Genomic DNA, 18,433 nt, shown 5'->3' on the forward strand with positions numbered 1-18,433 from the left:
TACAATTTCGCCATGTCTGTTCGCCAAATTCTAGTGAGCGCCGTTGGCCTCGCGCTCGTTGGGGTCGGTTTGTCCGGCTGTGGTCAAAAGGGTCCGCTGTATTTGCCGACCGACCCCGCTGCAAAGGATCGGGCCACATTGCCCCAGGTCCTGATACCTGGTCGCACCACGACCGAAACGCCGACGAAGCCCGCGCAAACCCCCGCCTCGCAAAACGAAAACGATGCTCCGGCATCCACCGGAGCCAACAAATGAGTCAGCCGCCACGTCTTCCAGGACACCCCCACATCGCACGCAGGAACGGCGACCTGCAGGTCGAAGCTGTTTCCCTCGCCTCTCTGGCGCGCGAGCACGGCACCCCACTCTTCGTCTATTCCAAGCAATGGATGCTCGACGCACTCGCGGCGTACCAGCGTGGCTTCGAGGGCCGCGATGCGATGGTCTGCTATGCGATCAAGGCCAACTCCTCGCTGGGTGTGCTGCGCGTTTTCGCGGAAGCCGGCTGCGGCTTCGACATCGTCTCGGGCGGCGAACTCGCCCGCGTGCTCGCGGCGGGCGCCGATCCGGCCAAGGTGATCTTTTCCGGCGTCGGCAAGACGCGCGCCGAGATGCGGCAGGCCCTCGCCGCCGGCATCGGGTGTTTCAACGTCGAAAGCGAGGCCGAGCTCGAAGTGCTCAATGCGGTCGCGCTCGAGGAAGGCCGTCGCGCGGCCATCAGCGTGCGGATCAATCCGAACGTCGACCCGAAGACGCATCCCTACATCTCGACAGGACTGAAGGGCAACAAGTTCGGCGTGGCGCATGACCGTGCGGTGGCGATCTATCAGCACGCCGCGTCCCTCAAGGGCCTCGAAGTCGTCGGCATCGACTGCCACATCGGCTCGCAGATCACCGACGTATCGCCTTACCTCGAGGCGCTGGAGCGCGTGCTCGATCTCGTCGAGGCCATCGAGAAGACCGGCATCCGGCTGCACCACCTCGACTTCGGCGGCGGTCTCGGCATCGACTACAACGGCGACACGCCGCCCGGCGCCGATACGCTCTGGCAGCAGATGCTGACGCGCCTCGATGCCCGCGGCTTCGGGCAGCGGCGGCTCATCGTCGAACCCGGCCGTTCGCTGGTGGGCAATGCGGGCGTTTGCGTGACGGAGGTGCTCTACACCAAGCCGGGCGAAGAGAAGAACTTCTGCATCGTCGATGCGGCGATGAACGATCTCCCCCGTCCGGCGATGTACCAGGCCTTCCATCAGATCGTCCCGGTGAAGGATCGCCAGGATGGATCGGCCGTTCTCTACGACGTGGTCGGACCGGTGTGCGAAAGCGGCGACTGGATCGGACGCGATCGCAAGCTGCAGGTCGCGCAGGGCGACCTGCTCGCGGTGCTCTCGGCAGGCGCCTACTGCATGGCGATGGCGAGCAACTACAACACCCGCGGTCGCGCGGCCGAAGTGCTGGTCAGTGGCGATCGCGCCACGCTCATCCGCCGCCGCGAAACGCTCGACGACCAGTTGCGCGCAGAGCGATTCGAAGCTTGAGCAACACGCCGCAGCGGACGGGTCACTCGGTCGGCTGCGGCTGCGGCTGCACACCCAACGGCCGTGCCGGCTTCTTCTTGCTGGCGAAATTCCATACCCGCCAGGCGAGCAGGACGCCGATGATCGCGGCGTAGACGAAGACTTCGCCGAAGTTGTTCTTGCCCGCCCGCATCCAGAAGAAGTGCAGCAGGCCCAGGCCCGCAATCAGGTAGACCAGTCGGTGCAGCGCCTGCCAGCGCTTCGCGCCAAGCGCCTTGATCGCGCGATTGAAAGAGGTCGCAGCCAGCGGCGTGAGCAGCACGAACCCGCTGAAGCCGACCAGGATGAACGGCCGCTTGGCGATGTCCTTGGCGATGTCCTGCAACTCGAAGCCCATGTCGAACCAGCTGTAGCTCAGCAGATGGACGACGACGTAGAAGTAGGCAAAGAGCCCCAGCATCCGGCGAAACCGCGCCAGCGCATTGGTCTTGGTGATGACCCGCAGCGGCGTCACGGCCAGCACGATGCAGATGAAGCGCAGCGTCCAGTCGCCCGTCGAGCGGATGAGGTGCTCCGCCGGGTTCGCGCCGAGCCCGTCGGTGAACGCCGCGTAGAACAACCAGGCGAACGGCAGCAGGCAAAGCGCGAAGACCGCCGGCTTGGCCGCCGGATGCATCAGGAGCTTGTTCACGACGCGGCCCGGATCAGTAGTACTTCTTCAGATCCATGCCCGCGTAAAGCTGGCCGACCTGCGCCTCGTAGCCGTTGAACAGCAGCGTCTTGGTGCGCTTCGCAAAGAGGCCACCCCCGTCGCCGATGCGGCGCTCGGTGGCCTGGCTCCAGCGCGGATGGTCGACGTTGGGGTTCACGTTCGAATAGAAGCCGTACTCGTTTGCCGCGGCCTTGTTCCATGCTGTGCCCGGCTCCTTCTCGACGAAGCGGATCTTCACGATCGACTTGCCGCTCTTGAAGCCGTACTTCCATGGCACCACGACGCGCACGGGCGCGCCGTTCTGGTTGGGCAGCACCTCACCGTACATGCCGAAAGTCAAGAGCGTGAGCGGATGCATCGCCTCGTCCATCCGCAGGCCTTCGGTGTAGGGCCAGTCGAGGATGCGCGAGCCCACGTAGGGCATGGTCTTCGGGTCGGCCAGCGTGACGAACTCGACGTACTTGGCGCTGCCCTGTGGCTCCACCCGCTTGATCAGCTCGGCCAGCGAATAGCCGACCCAAGGAATCACCATGGACCAGCCCTCCACGCAGCGCAGCCGGTAGATGCGCTCTTCCTGCGCGCTGAGCTTGATCAGGTCTTCGATGCCGTACTTGCCGGGCTTGTTGACCAGCCCTTCGACCTCGACAGTCCACGGACGGGTCTTGAGCGTGCCGGCGTTCTTGACCGGGTCGCCCTTGTCGGTGCCGAACTCGTAGTAGTTGTTGTAGCTCGTGGCGTCCTTGTAGTCCGTCAGCTTTTCCATCGTCTGCGCGCCGGGGACGGCCGACCTGGCGCCGGAAAGCGGCGGCAGCTTTCCGGGCGCAGTCGCCTGCGCAAGCGCCTCGCGTGATGCCCATGAGGCCATCGCAGCGCCGGCAACACCCGTCGCCAGCCACTTGAGCATGTCGCGACGTCCCTCGTACACGCCACGCGGCGTGATGTCGCCCGGATGGGGATGAATGAAGCCGCTGTCGCGGGATTGAATCAGCATGGATCGCCTTTCACCAGAAACTGCCGTGCAAGGATAGATTCGTTGCCAGCCTCGATTTGGTTACGCGCGATCCTGATTCAGTTCACGCCGACTTGCCGCGCCCCCGCTAGAGCGTGCCGTAGCTGTGCAGGCCGCTGAGGAACATGTTGACGCCGAGGAAGGCAAAGGTCGTGACCGCCAGCCCGGCCAGCGCCCACCAGGCCGCGACGGTCCCGCGCAGGCCCTTCACCAGACGCATGTGCAGCCAGGCCGCGTAGTTGAGCCAGACGATCAGCGCCCAGGTTTCCTTGGGGTCCCAGCTCCAGTAGCCGCCCCATGCATCGGCCGCCCAGAGCGCGCCAAGCACCGTGGCGATGGTGAAGAAGGCGAAACCGACGGTGATGGACTTGTACATCACGTCGTCCAGCACTTCGTTGGACGGCAACCGTGCCGCGATGCGGCGGCGGCCCAGCAGGATGCCGGCGGCGATCAGCGCCGAGATGGCCGCATAACCGACCCAGTAGCTTCCGCCGGCTTCCTGCGCCCGCTGGCGGAACGCCACCGGCACGAAGCACAGCGCGACGCCGAACAGCCAGATCGGCGTCAGCTTGTACCAGCGCGTTTCGTTCGCCTGCTCCTTGATCAGGTAGGCGAACGCGACCATGGCGGAAAGAGAGAAGGTCCCGTAGCCGATGAAGTTGGCCGGCACGTGCAGCTTCATCCACCAGCTTTGCAGCGCCGGCACCAGCGGCTGGATCTCGTGTGCATCGCGCACCAGCGTGTACCAGAGCAGGAAGCCCACCGCCGCGCTGACCACCAGCATCACGAACGCGCCCAGGGCACGGGTGCGGTAGCGCGATTCGAAGTAGAGATAGAACGCCGCCGTCAACCAGCAGAAGAGGACGAACACCTCATAGAGATTGCTGACCGGGATGTGGCCGATGTCCGGACCGAGCTGATGGCTTTCGTACCAGCGGACCATCGTGCCGACCAACGCCATGGTCACCGCGGCCCACGCGAGGCGCGAGCCGATGAGGTCCATGGTGTCGCCCTGCTTGCCGGTGGAGAACGCCCCCACGCTCGGCACTTCGTGTCCTCGCTGCCCCCCGGGGGGGCCGTTTTTGTCTTGGGGCGGCCCGGCGACAAAAAAACCGATCCAGTAGAACAGCGTGCTCATGAAGAAGAGCACGCTCATCCAGAGGATGGCCGACTGGCTCGACAGGAAGTACTTGAGCCAGAACACCGAGTCGGCCCGCGCCAGATCGCCCTGGTAGGACGCGATCGCCAGCAGCGAAGCACCGGCCACCACGATCCCGAGCACGCGCAACGGACGCCAGAACCAGCCGATCCAGATGGCGGCGGCCATCGCCGCGATCAGGATGGTCTTCTCGTAGTAGTCCATCGCGCCCGCGTAGCGCGAGAACGCGAAGAGGCCGCCGGCCAGCACCAGCACGGCAAAGATCCAGTCGAACACATTGCGCCGCGAGAGCCAGCTGTCGTTGAGCGTAAGGGTGGTCGTGGTCATGGCGCGGTGTCTTTCCTGAGGGCGAGCAGCTTGTCCTTGAGGTGCTCGAATTCGCGATCGCTGTCCATGGTCTTGCGGTTGACCGAGAAAGCCATGGTGGCGGAGGTGCCATCCGCGGAAGCGCCGTCCTTGGCCAGCCACACCCAGAGCCTGCGCTCGCGAACGTACAGCATGGCAAAAATGCCGATGATCAGCAACAGGCAGCCCAAATAGACGACGTTCTTGCCGGGGGCACGCGCGACCTGGAAGACGCTGGCCTGCACCTGCTTGAAGTCCGTCATCATCATCGCCACCGGGGCCGGATAGAAGTGCGCGTCGCTGATGGCCAGCACCGCCTGCGTCAGATAGGCCTGCGTCTTCTCGTCGGCGGGCAGCGCCGCCAGGCCCGCCTTCTCGCGGCTCACATTGAGCACTTCGAAGAGCACGTCGTTGAGGATGCGCACCAGCACGGCGCCGGCGCGCTCACGCTCGCTCTCCGGCACGTTGGCTTCCATGAATTCGGCGATGGCCTGCCAGCCACCGGTGCTCACCGCATCGGCCTTGGCACGTTCCGCGCCGGCGAAAAGCGCGAGGGCGCGGCCCGCCGAGACACGAAGCTGCTCGGCAAGCTCGGGGCGCTTGGGATCGGTCACGCGCGCGATGTAGCGGTCGATGGCGCGCGAGCGCGCGGCACCGTCCGCCAGCGTCTCGCGCATGCGCACGAAGTCGTCCATCGAGCCCTTGTCGTCGGCAGGAACGCGGAGGTACCGGAAAGGTTCGTCCGGCCGCTCGCGCACACCGAGCAGGAATACCGGCTGGCCGTCGCCGGTGTCGACCGGCACCATGTAGTTCTGGAATTCGCGCGCCTGCCCCGCCGCATCGCGCAGCTTGTAGCCGATGCTGGGCCCGATGTTGCGCAGCACCTTCGGCCTGTTCGTCTTGTTGGCGGCCCCGAGCCGCGATTCGAGTTCGCCGCGAAGATCGACCTTGCGCACGTCGGCACCGCTGGTCATTGCGCCTGCCGCGCCCTCGCCGAAGTTCTCGACATTGATCACACGCAGCGCGGCGTACTCGAGCGTGAGCCGGTCGGTGCCGTTGGTGATCTCGGTGCTGGTCCCGATGACGCCGTCGACCTCGAAGGGCTTGGCGGCGGCGGCCATCGGCACGGCCTTGAGCTTCACGCTCGAACCGCCGTCGTCGAAGCTCGACTGGTAGATCTCGATGCCCTTGTAGCTCGCCGGATGGTTGACCTCGATGCGCTCGGGGATCGCCTCGCCGGTTTCGCGGTCGTGGAGCACCACTTCGCTCGCGAACAGCTTGGGCATGCCGGTCGAGTAGTAGTCGACGATGAACTTCTTCAGCTCGATCGAGAACGGCAGTTCCTGCAGCAACACGCCGTCCGACTGGTTGAGGATCGCGACGCTCGACTGAGCGCCTTCCGGCACCAGGATGTTGCCGCGGAAGGTCGGGTTGCTCGGCGACAGGCGGTGCTGGGGCGGCACGTCGGCGATCAGCCCGCCGCCCGTGTAGACGCTCTTGCCGTTGAACCAGGTTTGTGCGCGCACGATCAGGTCGCCATCGAGCAGGCCGCCGAGGCACACCAGCACGATCGCGCTGTGCGCCGCGATGTAGCCGAGCTTGTGCGCACCGCCCGCCCGCGCCGCGACCATCCAGCCGTCGCCCTCGCGGTGCTGCAGCTTGACCTTCCATCCGCCGCTCACCAGGAGCTGCCCGATGCGATTGGCCGCAACGTCCGGCGTTTCGGCAAGAACCGTTTCGGCCCGCTGGCCGAATGCCCGCAGGCTCTGTGCGCGGATGTTTTCCTTGTAGGTGCGCAGGTCCGCGACGATGCGCGGCGTATTGCGTGCGATGCACAGCGAGGTGCTGATGACCAGGAACGCCAGAATCAGCAGGAACCACCAGGCGCTGTAGATCGAATCGAGCCGCGCGGTTCTGAAAAGTTCGGCCCAGAACGGCCCGAACTGGTTGATGTAGTTGCCCATCGGTTCGTGCTGCTTGAGCACGGTGCCGATGATCGATGCAATGCAGATGACGGTCAGCAGCGCGATCGCGAAGCGCATTGACGAGAGCAGCTCCACCGCCGCACGGGCCGCGCGGGGACCGTGGTGGACTCGAAGACCGTGGGTGTAGACCGACATGGGGAGCGAAGTCTCGAAAAGCAAAAAGGCGGGCCATCCTCGCTGGATCGGCCCGCCTGTTTGGGTTTGTTATCGGCGGTTAGTTCACGACGAACCGCGGGGATTCATCGCAGCCCGGCGATGTAGTCGGCCACGGCCTTGATCTCGCGGTCGCTGAGCTTGGCGGTCACGCCGGTCATCTGCGGCGAGTTCAGGCGGGCCCCGTCGCGGAACAGCGTGAGCTGCTGCACCGTGTAGTCGGCATGCTGGCCACCCAGGCGCGGGTACTGCGACGGGATGCCTGCGCCGTCAGGGCTGTGGCAGCCGGCGCATGCGGGGATCTGGCGATCGGCCAGGCCGCCGCGGAAGATCTTCTCGCCGAGCGTGACGAGGTCCTTTTCCTTGGCGAAGCCGGTCTTGACCTTCTTCGAGCCCACGAACCAGGCGATGTTGCGCATGTCTTCCTCGGACAGCGAGGCGACCATCGGCTTCATGATGGCGCTCTTGCGCTTGCCGGACTGGAAGTCCTGGAGCTGCTTGAAGATGTATTCGGGATGTTGTTGCGCCAGCTTGGGGTTGGTCGCGATCGCGGAGTTGCCGTCTGCGTTGTGGCAGGAAGCGCAGGCTGCGCCATTGGGAGGCGCCGTGGTGAAGAGGGCTTCGCCTTTCGCCGGGTCGGGCTTCTTCGCGGGCGCGGCTGCGGCCGGCTTTTCGGTTGGTGCGTCGGCCGCAAAGCTGACGTTGACAACGGCGCTCAGAAGGGCCGCAAGCAGAAAATTGGCAAACAACTTCATATCGGGGGCTCGAATTTATGGCGCAAAACCCGGCGATTCTACAATGGCGCCCCGCTAAGAAAGCCCATCAATGACCACCCCGCCGCGCAAGCCGGCCCCCCCCTCCCACACGAAATCCACCGTCGACCCGGCGCTGGCCGAACGTTTTCGAATCGCGCGTGGCTGGCTGCACACCGCCCATTTCCTCACCAGCGCCCCGCAACTCGAGCACCTGCCGCAGCTCGATCTGCCGGAAATCGCCTTCGTCGGCCGCTCCAACGCAGGCAAGTCCACGGCGATCAATACCCTCACGCAGCAGACCCGCCTCGCCTTCGCTTCGAAGACGCCCGGGCGGACACAGCACATCAACCTGTTCGGCGTCGGCAAGCAGAAGGTCGACGACGCCGTGCTCGCCGACCTGCCCGGCTACGGCTACGCGGCGGTTCCGCGCGAAGCCAAGCTGCGCTGGCAGCGCGTGATGGGCAACTACCTGATGACGCGCGAGAACCTGCGCGGCGTCGTGCTGATGTGCGATCCGCGGCATGGCCTCACCGAACTCGACGAGATCCTGCTCGAAGTGATCCGGCCGCGGGTGGAACAGGGCCTGAAGTTCCTCGTGCTGCTCACCAAGGCCGACAAGCTCACCCGCTCGGAAGGCGCGAAGGTGCTGTCGATCGTGCGACTGCAAGCCGGCGGCGGTGAGGTCAAACTGTTCTCCGCGCTCAAGCAGCAAGGCGTCGACGAGGCGGCCGAGCTGCTGTGGCGCTGGTGCCATCCGGAGGATGGGGAGCCCGCGAGCACACCTCAGGCGGAAGACGAAGGCCCCTGAGCGCGCGGCGTCTCCCTCGCTTTTTCCCCGGATGGACGAGCACATCCACTGACGAGGCATGAAGGAGACACCGTGATCGAGACTTTCGCCCGCGAACTGCCCAACGGCATCACCCTCAGCTGTCGTGCCACCGGCACGCCCGGACGTCCGCTGATGGTGTTCCTGCACGGCTTCCCGGAGGCCGCATTCATCTGGGACGAGTTGCTCGAATACTTCGCGCGGCCCGAGAACGGCGGCTTCCGCTGCCTCGCGCCCAACCTGCGCGGATTCGAGAAGTCGAGCTCGCCCACCGACGTGGCGGCCTACCGCCCGCACCTGCTGGTGCAGGATATCGCCGAACTCGCAGCGAGCGAGAACGTGCCAGGCCGGATCGACGTGCTCGTGGCCCACGACTGGGGCGGCGCATTCGGCTGGGGCTACGCGAACCAGCACGCCGGTCGACTCGGGAAACTCGTCATCATCAATTCGCCGCACCCCGGCACCTTTGCGCGCGACCTGCTGAACAACCCGGCGCAACAGGCAGCGAGCGCCTACATGAACTTCCTCGCGCGGCCCGATGCCGAAGCGCTGCTCTCCGAAGACGACTTCCGGCGCATGTGGACCTTCTTCAACCGGATGAAGGCTGGGCCCGACGGCTACGGCTGGCTGACCGAGGCGGTCAAGGACCAGTACCGGGAGGTCTGGCGTGCGGGCCTGACCGGCGCATGCAACCTCTACCGCGTCACGCCGCTGAAGCCGGCGATGCCCGGCCAGACCGCGCAGATCCCGGCCTTGCCGAAAGACCGGCTGACGGTCGCCGCGCCCACCCTGGTCCTGTGGGCACTCGATGACGCAGCGTTGTTGCCGGGCCTGCTGGACGGCCTCGAAGACTATGTGCCGCAACTCGAAGTGCGGAAGGTTCCGGGCGCGACCCACTGGATCGTGCACGAGCAACCGGGACTCGTCGCCCGCGAGATCAAGGCCTTCCTCGATCGCGCCAGCTAACCCAAGAACCAGAGACACTGCGGAACCGGCTTTGCCGGGCCGCCGGTGTCGCCCCCCGGTAGGGGTAAGGCGCGCGCGACACGAAGTGCGCGCAGCCTGGGGGCGAGCTCAATACACGGGCGGGGCGCCCTCGGGGCGCGTCTTGAAGCGCCGGTGCACCCAGTAGTACTGCGAGGGCATGGTGTCGATGTAGCCCTGCAGCCGCTTGTTCATGAGGGCGGTGTCGGCCATCAGGTCGTCGGTCGGGAAGTTCGTCCACGCCGGCAGGAGCTCGATCTCGTAGCCGCCCCGGGTGAAGCGCGAGAGCACCGGCACCACGCGCGCCCGACCCAGCCGGGCAAAGCGCGAGAGCGACGGCATGGTCGCCGCCTGCACCCCGTAGAACGGCACGAACACCGTCTGGTCGCGGCCGAAATCCATGTCGGGGAGCAGGTACAGGATGCCGCCCTTGCGAAGCCCCGCGACGATCGGCTTGATGCCGTCGACGCGATTCAGGGTCGTCACGTTGCCGAAGCGCCTGCGGCCCTCGCTGACCCAGGCGTCGATCATCGGATCGCGCTGGGTCGTGTAGATGGTGGTGGAAGGGCGCCGGGTGTGCATCGTCAGCGCCGTGGCCGCGGCATCCAGGGCGTAGAAGTGAGGCGCGAACAGGATGGTCGGCTCGTGGCCGTTGGCGAGCGCGTCGATTTCGCCCGCCGACCCCACGACCTTCAGCCGGCTGGCCACCACGTGCTCAGGCGCATGCCAGAGCCAGCTCCGGTCGAGGAACGACTGGGCGGCGTAGACGAAGGTCTCGCGCGCGATGCGCTTGCGCTCGTCGGCCGACTTTTCGGGAAAGCACACGGCCAGGTTGGCATCGACGACTCGCCGGCGAGGTTTCGCGAGCACGTACAGCAGGTGCCCCATGGCCGCCCCGAAGCCGCGCACCAGAGGCAGCGGCACATGGGCCAGCGCCCGCATGAATCCGATGCCGAGTCTCGATGTCAGCCTCATGCCGCGCCCTTCGGGCGGTCGGCCGTCACGATGTCTTCGCGCGGCTGCTTGTAGCGCGCGTAGTCCCAGACGTACTGGCCGGGAAGGCTGCGGATCAGTCGCTCGATGCCTTCGTTCATCGCGGTCGCGGCGGCCTCGGGCGTTGCCTTGGGATCGCTCATCGCCGTGCCGTCGAAGGGCTCGAAACGGATCGCATAGCCCGCGCCACGCGGCAGCCGCTCGCACACGCCCAGGAAGACGCGGGCGCCGGTCTGCTGAGCAAGCCGGGGCAGCAGGGTCATCGTGTAGGCAGGACGACCGAAGAATGGCGCCCAGACGCCCTGCCCGAGCGGCGGCACCTGGTCCGGCAGGATGCCGGTGTAGCCGCCGCTGCGCAGCGTGCGGATGAGGCCGCGCACACCGGCCACGGTCGTGGGCAAGGTCTGCAGGCCCGGGCGGTCGCGCGAGCCGGCGATCAGGTCCGCCATGAACTGCTTGCGCGCGGGGCGGAAGAGCGCCGTGATCGGGCCGTAGGTCTCGAAGAACCGTTCGCCCACCGCCTGCCCGAAGGTCTCCCAGCTGCCCAGGTGCGGCGACACGAGAATCACGCCCTTTCGTGCCGCGAGCGCGGCCTCGAAGGCCTCGATGCCGTCCCATCGCACGATGTGCGGGAGCAGGCTCTGCCCATGGGGCCGCGACCAGACGAGCGGAAGCTCCCCCACCATCTTGCCCGCCGCGGCAATCGCCGGGCGGTACTGCTCCGGCGTGAAGCCGGCCGCTTCGGCGTTTTGCTTGAAGCGCCTGCGGTAGTCCGGCGCCATCCACCAGACCAGCCACCCGATGCAGCCGCCGACCGCATGCATCCAGGGCAGCGGCACGCGCGCGAGCAATCGAAACAAAGTGATCATCGAAGCAGGGGGTGAAAAGATGGCGCGCACGCAACAAAGGGCGCGGCTCGAATAGAATACGAATTGTCGCCGAGTTATGGAACTACTTGCAGGGCGACGTTAAACCCAACTGCTAAAGCGTTCGCCAAAGCTCCATGAGGCTGGCAACGCGCCAACCAACTTATTTTTGGAGTTTTCTCGAATGGCGAACGACTTTCTCTTCACCTCCGAATCGGTTTCCGAAGGCCATCCCGACAAGGTGGCCGACCAGATCTCGGACGCAATCCTCGACGCGATCTTTGCCCAGGACCCCCGCTCGCGCGTTGCTGCGGAGACTCTGACCAACACGGGTCTCGTCGTCCTGGCCGGTGAAATCACCACCAACGCGCACGTCGACTACATCCAGGTCGCGCGCGACACCATCAAGCGCATCGGCTACGACAACACCGACTACGGCATCGACTACAAGGGCTGCGCGGTCATGGTCTGCTACGACAAGCAGTCCAACGACATCGCGCAGGGCGTGGACCACGCGAGCGACGACCACCTGAACACCGGCGCCGGCGACCAGGGCCTGATGTTCGGCTACGCCTGCGACGAGACGCCCGAACTGATGCCCGCGCCGATCTACTACGCGCACCGCCTCGTCGAGCGCCAGGCCCAGCTGCGCAAGGACGGCCGCCTGCCGTTCCTGCGTCCGGACGCCAAGAGCCAGGTCACGATGCGCTACGTCGACGGCAAGCCGCACAGCATCGACACCGTGGTGCTCTCCACGCAACACCACCCCGACCAGAGCGAGACGCCGACCAAGATGAAGTCCTCGTTCGTCGAAGCCGTCGTCGAGGAAATCATCAAGCCGGTGCTCCCCAAGGAGTGGCTGAAGGAAACCAAGTACCTGATCAACCCGACCGGCCGCTTCGTCATTGGCGGTCCGCAAGGTGATTGCGGTCTCACCGGCCGCAAGATCATCGTCGACACCTACGGCGGCGCCTGCCCGCACGGCGGCGGCGCGTTCTCGGGCAAGGACCCGAGCAAGGTCGACCGCTCGGCCGCCTACGCGGCGCGCTACGTCGCCAAGAACATCGTCGCCGCGGGCCTCGCGCGTCAGTGCCAGATCCAGGTTGCCTACGCGATCGGCGTGGCCCGCCCGATGAACGTGACGGTCTACACCGAAGGCACGGGCGTCATCTCCGACGAGAAGATCGCCGAGCTGGTGCAGGAGCACTTCGACCTGCGCCCGAAGGGCATCATCCAGATGCTCGACCTGCTGCGCCCGATCTACAGCAAGACCGCTGCCTACGGCCACTTCGGCCGCGAAGAGCCCGAGTTCACCTGGGAGCGCACGGACAAGGCTGCCGTCCTGCGCGCCGCCGCCGGTCTCTGACGCGATCTGCGTTCGGCCTCACAAAGGCTGAAGCCCGAAGCCTGTAGATGCTGCGGCATCCACAGGCTTTTTTCATGGGGGCTCAGGCGCTGCCGGACAGCATCTCCTCCACCTCTTCGTCACGGGTCTGCGTGAAGTCCTCGTACCACAGGCCCACCGCGCGAAAGTGCTCGGGCGTGTAGAGGCAGACCACCTCGTCGGCCAGCGCGCCCACGCTCTGGACGGCCTCGGCCGAGGCCACCGGCACGGCGACCACGACGCGAGCCGGGCTGGCCGCTCGCGCCGCCTTGACCGCAGCGCTCATGGTCGCGCCGGTCGCCAGGCCGTCGTCGACAAGGATCACGACCCGTCCAGCCATCTCGAGCGGCGGACGGCCCGCGCGATAGCGGCGTTCGCGCCGCTCCAGCTCGGCCTGTTCGCGTGCCACGACGGCTTCGATCTGTCGGTCCGACACCGGCCAGCCCCCCTCCATCTCGCTCATCACGCGAATGCCGCCCGACGCGATCGCGCCCATCGCGAACTCCTCCTGGCCCGGAAAGCCCAGCTTGCGCACCACGAGCACATCGAGCGGCGCACCGAGCGCATGCGCCACTTCCCACGCCACCGGCACGCCGCCACGCGGCAAGGCCAGCACCAGCACCTCGGACCGCCCGCGCCAGGCATCGAGCGCCTTGGCGAGCCGGCGGCCAGCATCACGCCGATCCTTGTATTGCATCCGAACTCCTTGCGGCCGAAATTCAGAAACGATAGGCCCCACTCATCCCGACCGTCCAGTTACGCCCCGGCGCCGGCTCGAAGTAGCGGGCATTGCCCTCGTTGACGATGACCGAGCCGATGTAGCGCTTGTCGAACAGGTTGTCGACGCGCGCAAAGGCATTGAATTCCCAGCGATCCCAGCGCTTCAGGTAGCCGGCGAAAAGCGCAACCACACCATAGCCCGGCGCGCTGACCGTGTTGCGATCATTGGCTTCGATATTGGAGGCGGCGCGCAGTTCGGTGCCGGCGCGCCAGCCTTCCGGCGGCACCCAGCCGTAGGAGGCGAACAGCATCTGCGACGCGATGCCGGGGATGCGGTTGCCGCCCGGCACGAAGCTGCTCGCGGTGCAAGGCAGCGTCCCGCAGAACGGGTCGCTGTAGCGCGCGTCGAGCCAGGTGTAGGCGACCTGCGTGCGCCAGTGGTTCTCGGTTTCATGCTGCCAGGCCAGCTCGAAGCCTTCGCGCCTGGTCCGGCCGGCATTCTGGTAAGTCGCGCGGCCGCCGACGTTGGTGGCGGTCACGATCTCGTCGTCGGTGCGGGTTTCGAACACCGCGGCGGTCAGCAGGCCGCCGGCGAGCCGCGCCTTGGCGCCCACCTCGACGCTGTCGTTGGTGGCGGGCTGCAGCGCGAAGTTCAGACCGCCCTGGCCGTCGGGCCGATACGAAAGCTCGTTCAGCGTCGGCGTCTCGAAGCCCCGGCCCACCGAGGTGTAGAACGCGAGATCGCGCGAGGCCTCGTAGCGCAGCGATGCCACCGGCAGTGTCTTTTCGTAGCGGGCGCTCCCGCTGTCGTTCCGGTTCGCACCGACGATGTAGTGGTCCTGCGAATCGAAATCGACCTTGCTGCGGCGCACACCGACTTCGAGCGCCCACTGGTCGGCGAACTTCCAGTTGGCCTGCGCGTAGGGGTCGACGTTGTAGACCTTGTTGATCTCGTTGCGGCGAAGGCGGCCCTGCACGCCGAGGATCGGGTTGGCGACGCTTCCGATGTAGTTCTCGTAGCCGGTGCGATGCTCGCGCAGGTCGTCGTAGCCCAGGCCCGCGACCACCTCGAAGGGCCGATCGGCCAGCGTCATCTGCGAGGTCCATCGCAGGTCGGCGCCGCCATAGTCGCGGTCGAGGCCGATCACGCCGCCGGCGCTCGTCGGGCTCACCTGCGCCGAGGGCGGAATGGCCTGGAACTGCGTCGTCTTGCGCTCGCCGGTATAGAGCATCAGCCGCAGCGCGTTCGCGGAATCGATGCGGCGCTCGTACAGCAGGCCGCCCTGCGTCTGGTCCACGGTCTTGCGGGTGTTGAATTGCGTCGCGATCGCGGCGCTGCGCGGATTGAGGGCGTACTGGTCGGCCGTGAGCCCCAGCGGGTCCTGCGCGTTGATGTTCAAGCTGTTGGCGATCAGCGTGAGCCGGCTGCCATCGTCGAGCGAGAAGCCCATCTTGCCGTTGACGATGTTGCGCTGCGCCTCGCTGTGGTCACGATAGCCATCGGTGGAGAAGTGGCTGCCGCTCAGCAGGTAGTCCACCGCGCCCGACGATCCGCTCACCTGCGAGCTGATGCGGCTGGTGCCGAAGCTGCCCCCGGCCATCGAGAAGCCGAGCCGCGGCGGCCCCTCGCCGGTCTCGGTGAACGACTGAACCACGCCGCCCGACGAGTTGCCATAGAGGGCGGAGAAAGGCCCGCGCATCACCTCGACGCGATCGAGCGAGCCGATGTCGATATTGGAGGTCTGCCCCTGGCCGTCCGGCATGGTCGCGGGGATGCCGTCGACATAGAGCCGAACACCGCGCACCCCGAAGGTCGAACGCGCACCGAAGCCGCGGATCGACAGCTGCAGGTCCTGCGCGTAGTTCTGCCGGTTCTGGATCTGCAGTCCCGGCACCGGCCCGAGGCCTTCGGAGAGATTGACGCCGAGTCGGCTGTCGCGGATGTCGTCGCCCTCCACCCGATCGACCGATCCGGCCACATCGAAGGCTGGCGCAGGACCTCGCGGGGTGGTGACGGTGACTTCGGTCAGCGTGGGCGCCGCGACCTGCGCCCAGACCCCGGGCGATGCTGCGAGCAGAAGACAGGCCGACGCGACGACGGTTTTTTTCATCGCCGCGATTCTGCGGGGACGCGCCGCGTCGCGGTGGGGGGACTGACCCTAGGAATGCGCCGAGCGCCGACACCATCCGAACCAGATGCCGACACCGACCGGAATGCCGAGCGAGAAGTGGTTGCGATGAGTGGACCTATTGCCGGCCAGCTACGATCCCCGCGCCAAACCTCCGGCGAGCCATGCCCCGCTTTTTTCTACGGCTATTTCCGATCTTTCGCTGCCTCGCGTTCGCCTTTGCGTGCCTGCTCACCGCATGCGCCAGCGTCCCGCCGCGCACGATCACGCCGTATGCACCGGGCCTTCCGCCGTCGCCGGCGACCGAGCTGGGCCGACTCACCGCAGGGTTCCGAACCGACCCTGACGGCCTGTCCGGCGCCCGGGTGCTGCCGCAGGCTGCGTTTGCGCTCGATGCACGGCTTGCACTGATCCGCCGCGCCCGGTCGTCGCTCGATCTGCAGTACTACCTGATCGGCAACGACAAGACCGGCAAGCTGATCGCGCGCGAACTCCGCGATGCCGCCATGCGCGGCGTGCGGGTGCGGCTGCTGCTCGACGACTTCTACACCGCCAATCTCGATCCGATGCTGCTGGGCCTGGCGGCCCATCCGAACGTCGAGATCCGCCTGTTCAACCCGTTCGTGACCGGCAGGGAGCACACCGCGACGCGCTGGATGAACTTCGCAGCCGACTTCCGCCGCCTCAACCACCGGATGCACAACAAGCTGTTCATCGCCGACGGCGCACTGGCGGTCGTGGGCGGCAGGAATCTCGCGGACGAGTATTTCCTGCGCGCGAGCGGCGCCAACTTCATCGACCTCGACGTGATGCTGGCCGGCCCGGTCGTCGCCGACCTGCAGACGATCTTCGACAACTACTGGAACAGCGAAGTCGTCTACCCCCTGCACGACATCGTCCAGAGCACCAGGCCGCCCGACGCGCTGCGTGCCAAGTTCGACACGATCACGTCCATTGCAGAGGCGCCGCTGCCGCCCGTCACGCCGGAATCCGACATGTTCGGCGAGCCGCCCGTGAGCGCCGCCATCGCCCAAGGCAAGCTGGACTTGAGTCCGACGCGGGCCACCGCGATCGCGGATTCGCCCAACAAGGCACTGGTCGCAACCGACGGCGACGATCCCCGCCAGCACCGCCCGCCGACCGTGGCCGAGCGCATGCGCGCGATGTTCGAGGAGGCCCGGTCCGAGATCAACATCATCTCGCCCTACTTCATCCCCGGCGAAGAGGGCATGGAACGCATCGCGCGGCTGCGCGCACGCGGCATCCGCATCACGGTGGCGACGAACTCGCTGGCCGACACCGACGAGCCGCTGGTCAACATCAACTACAACCGCTTCCGCGTCGAGATGCTCAAGCTCGGCGTGTCCCTTTACGAGGTGAGCTCGGAGCAGATGAAGCGCAGCCTGAACCTGCGCAAGGTCTTCCGGGAGTCTCGCGGCGCACTCCACGCCAAGCTCGCGCTGGTCGATCGCGAATGGGCGCTCGTCGGTTCGCTGAACTTCGATCCGCGCTCGGCCTATCTCAATACCGAACTCGGCGTGCGCCTGGACAGCTACGACGTCGCGCATCGCCTGCTCGACGCCTTCCAGATCGACAACGTCGAAAGCGTCTATGAAGTCCGCCTGCGGCCGGGCACCGATTCGATCCAGTGGGTCACGACCGATGGCGAGAACATCGTGCTCGACCAGGAGCCGGACGCCAATGTGCTGGTACAGCTGAAGCTGCTGCTGTTCTCGTGGTTCGTGCCGACCGATCTGCTCTAGCGTAGGCGCGGCGCGCTCGACTTTTCGCGTCGCCGGGCAGATGATCGCCCTCCACTTCGACGCCTTCGAATCACAGGAGCAACCGGATGCAGCTCGGCATGATCGGACTCGGACGCATGGGCGCCAACATGACCAGCCGCCTGATGCGCGGCGGTCATGACTGCGTCGTGCACGACAACGCGGCGAGCGCGATCGAACGACTCGCCGCACAGGGCGCCACCGGCGCCGTCTCGCTGCAGGAATTCGCCCGGAAGCTCGCGCGGCCCCGCGCCATCTGGCTGATGCTGCCCGCCGCGGCGGTCGACACTGCGCTTTCGGATCTGGTGCCGATGCTCGACGCGGGCGATATCGTCATCGACGGCGGCAACTCGCACTACCGCGACGACATCCGGCGCGCCGCGACGCTGCGTGCCGCCGGGCTGCACTACGTCGATGTCGGCACCAGCGGCGGCATCGCGGGTTTCGAACGAGGCTTCTGCTTGATGATCGGCGGCGAGGGCGACACCGTGCAGCATCTCTCGCCGCTCTTCGCCACGCTGGCCCCCGGCGCAGGCGACGCCCTGCCGACGCCCGGCCGCACGCCGGGCAGCGGAACCGCCGACCAGGGCTGGCTGCATTGCGGTCCGCACGGTGCGGGCCACTTCGTCAAGATGGTCCACAACGGCATCGAGTACGGGATCATGGCCGCCTACGCCGAGGGGCTCAACATCCTGCGCAGCGCCGGCATCGGCAAGGTGTCGCGCGCCGTCGATGCGGAGACCTCGCCGCTGCGGGAACCCGAGCTCTACCAGTACGACATGAATCTCGCCGAGATCACCGAGCTGTGGCGGCGCGGCAGCGTGATCGGCTCGTGGCTGCTCGACCTGACCGCGGCGGCGCTCATCGCCGACCCGGGCCTCGAGGGCTTCCACGGCCGCGTCTCCGATTCGGGCGAAGGTCGCTGGACGGTCCAGGCCGCGATCGACGAAGGCGTGCCGGTGCCGGTGCTGAGCGCCGCCGTCTTCGCGCGCTTCAGCTCGCGCGGGCAAGCCGACTTCTCGAACCGCGTGCTGTCGGCGCTGCGGCATCAGTTCGGCGGGCACGCGGAGAAGCCGCAGCCACCGAAGGCGGAAGACTGATCTCGAACACAGGGAGCA

The 18,433-nt window shown here is 66.6% G+C and carries 16 protein-coding genes; 7 read left to right on the plus strand and 9 right to left on the minus strand.

What is annotated here, in order from left to right; translation table 11 throughout:
- Positions 1-12: 12 nt before the first annotated feature.
- Both BLW05_RS15640 and lysA read left to right on the plus strand, forming a co-directional pair.
- The gene (locus BLW05_RS15640; protein ID WP_093163878.1) at positions 13-255 is read left to right on the plus strand and encodes an LPS translocon maturation chaperone LptM; all 243 of its coding nucleotides are present in this window, start codon (positions 13-15) and stop codon (positions 253-255) included.
- A complete protein-coding gene (gene lysA, locus BLW05_RS15645) occupies positions 252-1,535 on the plus strand; it encodes a diaminopimelate decarboxylase (RefSeq protein WP_093163880.1) in 1,284 nt (427 codons plus the stop codon). The genes BLW05_RS15640 and lysA overlap by 4 nt, the downstream gene beginning before the upstream one ends.
- 22 nt (positions 1,536-1,557) lie before the next feature.
- Here lysA and BLW05_RS15650 read toward each other — a convergent pair whose 3' ends face one another.
- The 5 genes from BLW05_RS15650 to BLW05_RS15670 form a co-directional block, all read right to left on the minus strand.
- Positions 1,558-2,205 carry a protein-methionine-sulfoxide reductase heme-binding subunit MsrQ gene (locus BLW05_RS15650; protein WP_093163881.1) on the minus strand — a complete coding sequence of 216 codons (648 nt, stop codon included), beginning with the start codon at positions 2,203-2,205 and terminating at the stop codon, positions 1,558-1,560.
- Positions 2,206-2,218: 13 nt separating this feature from the next.
- Entirely contained in the window at positions 2,219-3,217 is a 999-nt protein-coding gene (msrP, locus tag BLW05_RS15655; protein ID WP_093163883.1) for a protein-methionine-sulfoxide reductase catalytic subunit MsrP, read from the minus strand.
- Positions 3,218-3,323: 106 nt separating this feature from the next.
- Positions 3,324-4,721 carry a c-type cytochrome biogenesis protein CcsB gene (ccsB, locus tag BLW05_RS15660; RefSeq protein WP_093163884.1) on the minus strand — a complete coding sequence of 466 codons (1,398 nt, stop codon included), beginning with the start codon at positions 4,719-4,721 and terminating at the stop codon, positions 3,324-3,326.
- On the minus strand, positions 4,718-6,859 hold the full coding sequence (locus BLW05_RS15665) for a cytochrome c biogenesis protein ResB (protein WP_093164087.1): 2,142 nt from the start codon (positions 6,857-6,859) through the stop codon (positions 4,718-4,720). The genes ccsB and BLW05_RS15665 overlap by 4 nt, the downstream gene beginning before the upstream one ends.
- Before the next feature lie 104 nt (positions 6,860-6,963).
- Positions 6,964-7,632: a c-type cytochrome gene (locus tag BLW05_RS15670; RefSeq protein ID WP_093163886.1), complete on the minus strand. Its 669-nt coding sequence runs from the start codon at positions 7,630-7,632 to the stop codon at positions 6,964-6,966.
- Positions 7,633-7,702: 70 nt separating this feature from the next.
- Between BLW05_RS15670 and yihA the strand changes: the two genes are divergently transcribed.
- Both yihA and BLW05_RS15680 read left to right on the plus strand, forming a co-directional pair.
- A complete protein-coding gene (gene yihA / locus BLW05_RS15675; protein ID WP_093163887.1) occupies positions 7,703-8,440 on the plus strand; it encodes a ribosome biogenesis GTP-binding protein YihA/YsxC in 738 nt (245 codons plus the stop codon).
- 72 nt (positions 8,441-8,512) lie between these two features.
- Entirely contained in the window at positions 8,513-9,424 is a 912-nt protein-coding gene (locus tag BLW05_RS15680) for an alpha/beta fold hydrolase (protein ID WP_093163889.1), read from the plus strand.
- A gap of 108 nt (positions 9,425-9,532) precedes the next feature.
- Here BLW05_RS15680 and BLW05_RS15685 read toward each other — a convergent pair whose 3' ends face one another.
- Both BLW05_RS15685 and BLW05_RS15690 read right to left on the minus strand, forming a co-directional pair.
- A complete protein-coding gene (locus tag BLW05_RS15685) occupies positions 9,533-10,417 on the minus strand; it encodes an LpxL/LpxP family acyltransferase (protein ID WP_093163890.1) in 885 nt (294 codons plus the stop codon).
- Positions 10,414-11,304 carry a lysophospholipid acyltransferase family protein gene (locus BLW05_RS15690; RefSeq protein WP_093163892.1) on the minus strand — a complete coding sequence of 297 codons (891 nt, stop codon included), beginning with the start codon at positions 11,302-11,304 and terminating at the stop codon, positions 10,414-10,416. The genes BLW05_RS15685 and BLW05_RS15690 overlap by 4 nt, the downstream gene beginning before the upstream one ends.
- A gap of 181 nt (positions 11,305-11,485) precedes the next feature.
- On the opposite strand from BLW05_RS15690, the gene metK reads away from it, so the two are divergent.
- Entirely contained in the window at positions 11,486-12,667 is a 1,182-nt protein-coding gene (gene metK / locus BLW05_RS15695) for a methionine adenosyltransferase (RefSeq protein ID WP_093163893.1), read from the plus strand.
- Between the two features lie 82 nt (positions 12,668-12,749).
- On the opposite strand, the gene BLW05_RS15700 is transcribed toward metK, so the two are convergent.
- Both BLW05_RS15700 and BLW05_RS15705 read right to left on the minus strand, forming a co-directional pair.
- A complete protein-coding gene (locus tag BLW05_RS15700; RefSeq protein WP_093163895.1) occupies positions 12,750-13,382 on the minus strand; it encodes a phosphoribosyltransferase in 633 nt (210 codons plus the stop codon).
- 22 nt (positions 13,383-13,404) lie between these two features.
- The gene (locus tag BLW05_RS15705) at positions 13,405-15,516 is read right to left on the minus strand and encodes a TonB-dependent receptor (RefSeq protein WP_093163897.1); all 2,112 of its coding nucleotides are present in this window, start codon (positions 15,514-15,516) and stop codon (positions 13,405-13,407) included.
- A gap of 182 nt (positions 15,517-15,698) precedes the next feature.
- Here BLW05_RS15705 and BLW05_RS15710 point away from each other — a divergent pair, with 182 nt between their 5' ends.
- Together BLW05_RS15710 and gnd are read left to right on the plus strand one after the other, a co-directional pair.
- Positions 15,699-17,297, plus strand: coding sequence for a phospholipase D family protein (locus BLW05_RS15710; RefSeq protein WP_093163898.1), 1,599 nt, complete (start codon positions 15,699-15,701; stop codon positions 17,295-17,297).
- A gap of 86 nt (positions 17,298-17,383) precedes the next feature.
- Positions 17,384-18,415: a phosphogluconate dehydrogenase (NAD(+)-dependent, decarboxylating) gene (gene gnd / locus BLW05_RS15715; protein WP_093163899.1), complete on the plus strand. Its 1,032-nt coding sequence runs from the start codon at positions 17,384-17,386 to the stop codon at positions 18,413-18,415.
- Positions 18,416-18,433 lie beyond the last annotated feature (18 nt).

The sequence above is a fragment of the Variovorax sp. YR216 genome (genome assembly GCF_900107745.1).
GTDB lineage: Bacteria > Pseudomonadota > Gammaproteobacteria > Burkholderiales > Burkholderiaceae_C > Variovorax.

Excerpts from the sequence above, each read along its gene's own strand:
- BLW05_RS15640 (WP_093163878.1), top strand. The coding sequence starts at position 13 with ATGTCTGTTCGCCAAATTCTAGTGAGCGCCGTTGGCCTCGCGCTCGTT.
- lysA (WP_093163880.1), top strand. The coding sequence starts at position 252 with ATGAGTCAGCCGCCACGTCTTCCAGGACACCCCCACATCGCACGCAGG.
- msrP (WP_093163883.1), bottom strand. The coding sequence starts at position 3,217 with ATGCTGATTCAATCCCGCGACAGCGGCTTCATTCATCCCCATCCGGGC.
- ccsB (WP_093163884.1), bottom strand. The coding sequence starts at position 4,721 with ATGACCACGACCACCCTTACGCTCAACGACAGCTGGCTCTCGCGGCGC.
- BLW05_RS15665 (WP_093164087.1), bottom strand. The coding sequence starts at position 6,859 with ATGTCGGTCTACACCCACGGTCTTCGAGTCCACCACGGTCCCCGCGCG.
- BLW05_RS15670 (WP_093163886.1), bottom strand. The coding sequence starts at position 7,632 with ATGAAGTTGTTTGCCAATTTTCTGCTTGCGGCCCTTCTGAGCGCCGTT.
- yihA (WP_093163887.1), top strand. The coding sequence starts at position 7,703 with ATGACCACCCCGCCGCGCAAGCCGGCCCCCCCCTCCCACACGAAATCC.
- BLW05_RS15685 (WP_093163890.1), bottom strand. The coding sequence starts at position 10,417 with ATGAGGCTGACATCGAGACTCGGCATCGGATTCATGCGGGCGCTGGCC.
- BLW05_RS15690 (WP_093163892.1), bottom strand. The coding sequence starts at position 11,304 with ATGATCACTTTGTTTCGATTGCTCGCGCGCGTGCCGCTGCCCTGGATG.
- metK (WP_093163893.1), top strand. The coding sequence starts at position 11,486 with ATGGCGAACGACTTTCTCTTCACCTCCGAATCGGTTTCCGAAGGCCAT.
- BLW05_RS15700 (WP_093163895.1), bottom strand. The coding sequence starts at position 13,382 with ATGCAATACAAGGATCGGCGTGATGCTGGCCGCCGGCTCGCCAAGGCG.
- BLW05_RS15705 (WP_093163897.1), bottom strand. The coding sequence starts at position 15,516 with ATGAAAAAAACCGTCGTCGCGTCGGCCTGTCTTCTGCTCGCAGCATCG.
- BLW05_RS15710 (WP_093163898.1), top strand. The coding sequence starts at position 15,699 with ATGCCCCGCTTTTTTCTACGGCTATTTCCGATCTTTCGCTGCCTCGCG.
- gnd (WP_093163899.1), top strand. The coding sequence starts at position 17,384 with ATGCAGCTCGGCATGATCGGACTCGGACGCATGGGCGCCAACATGACC.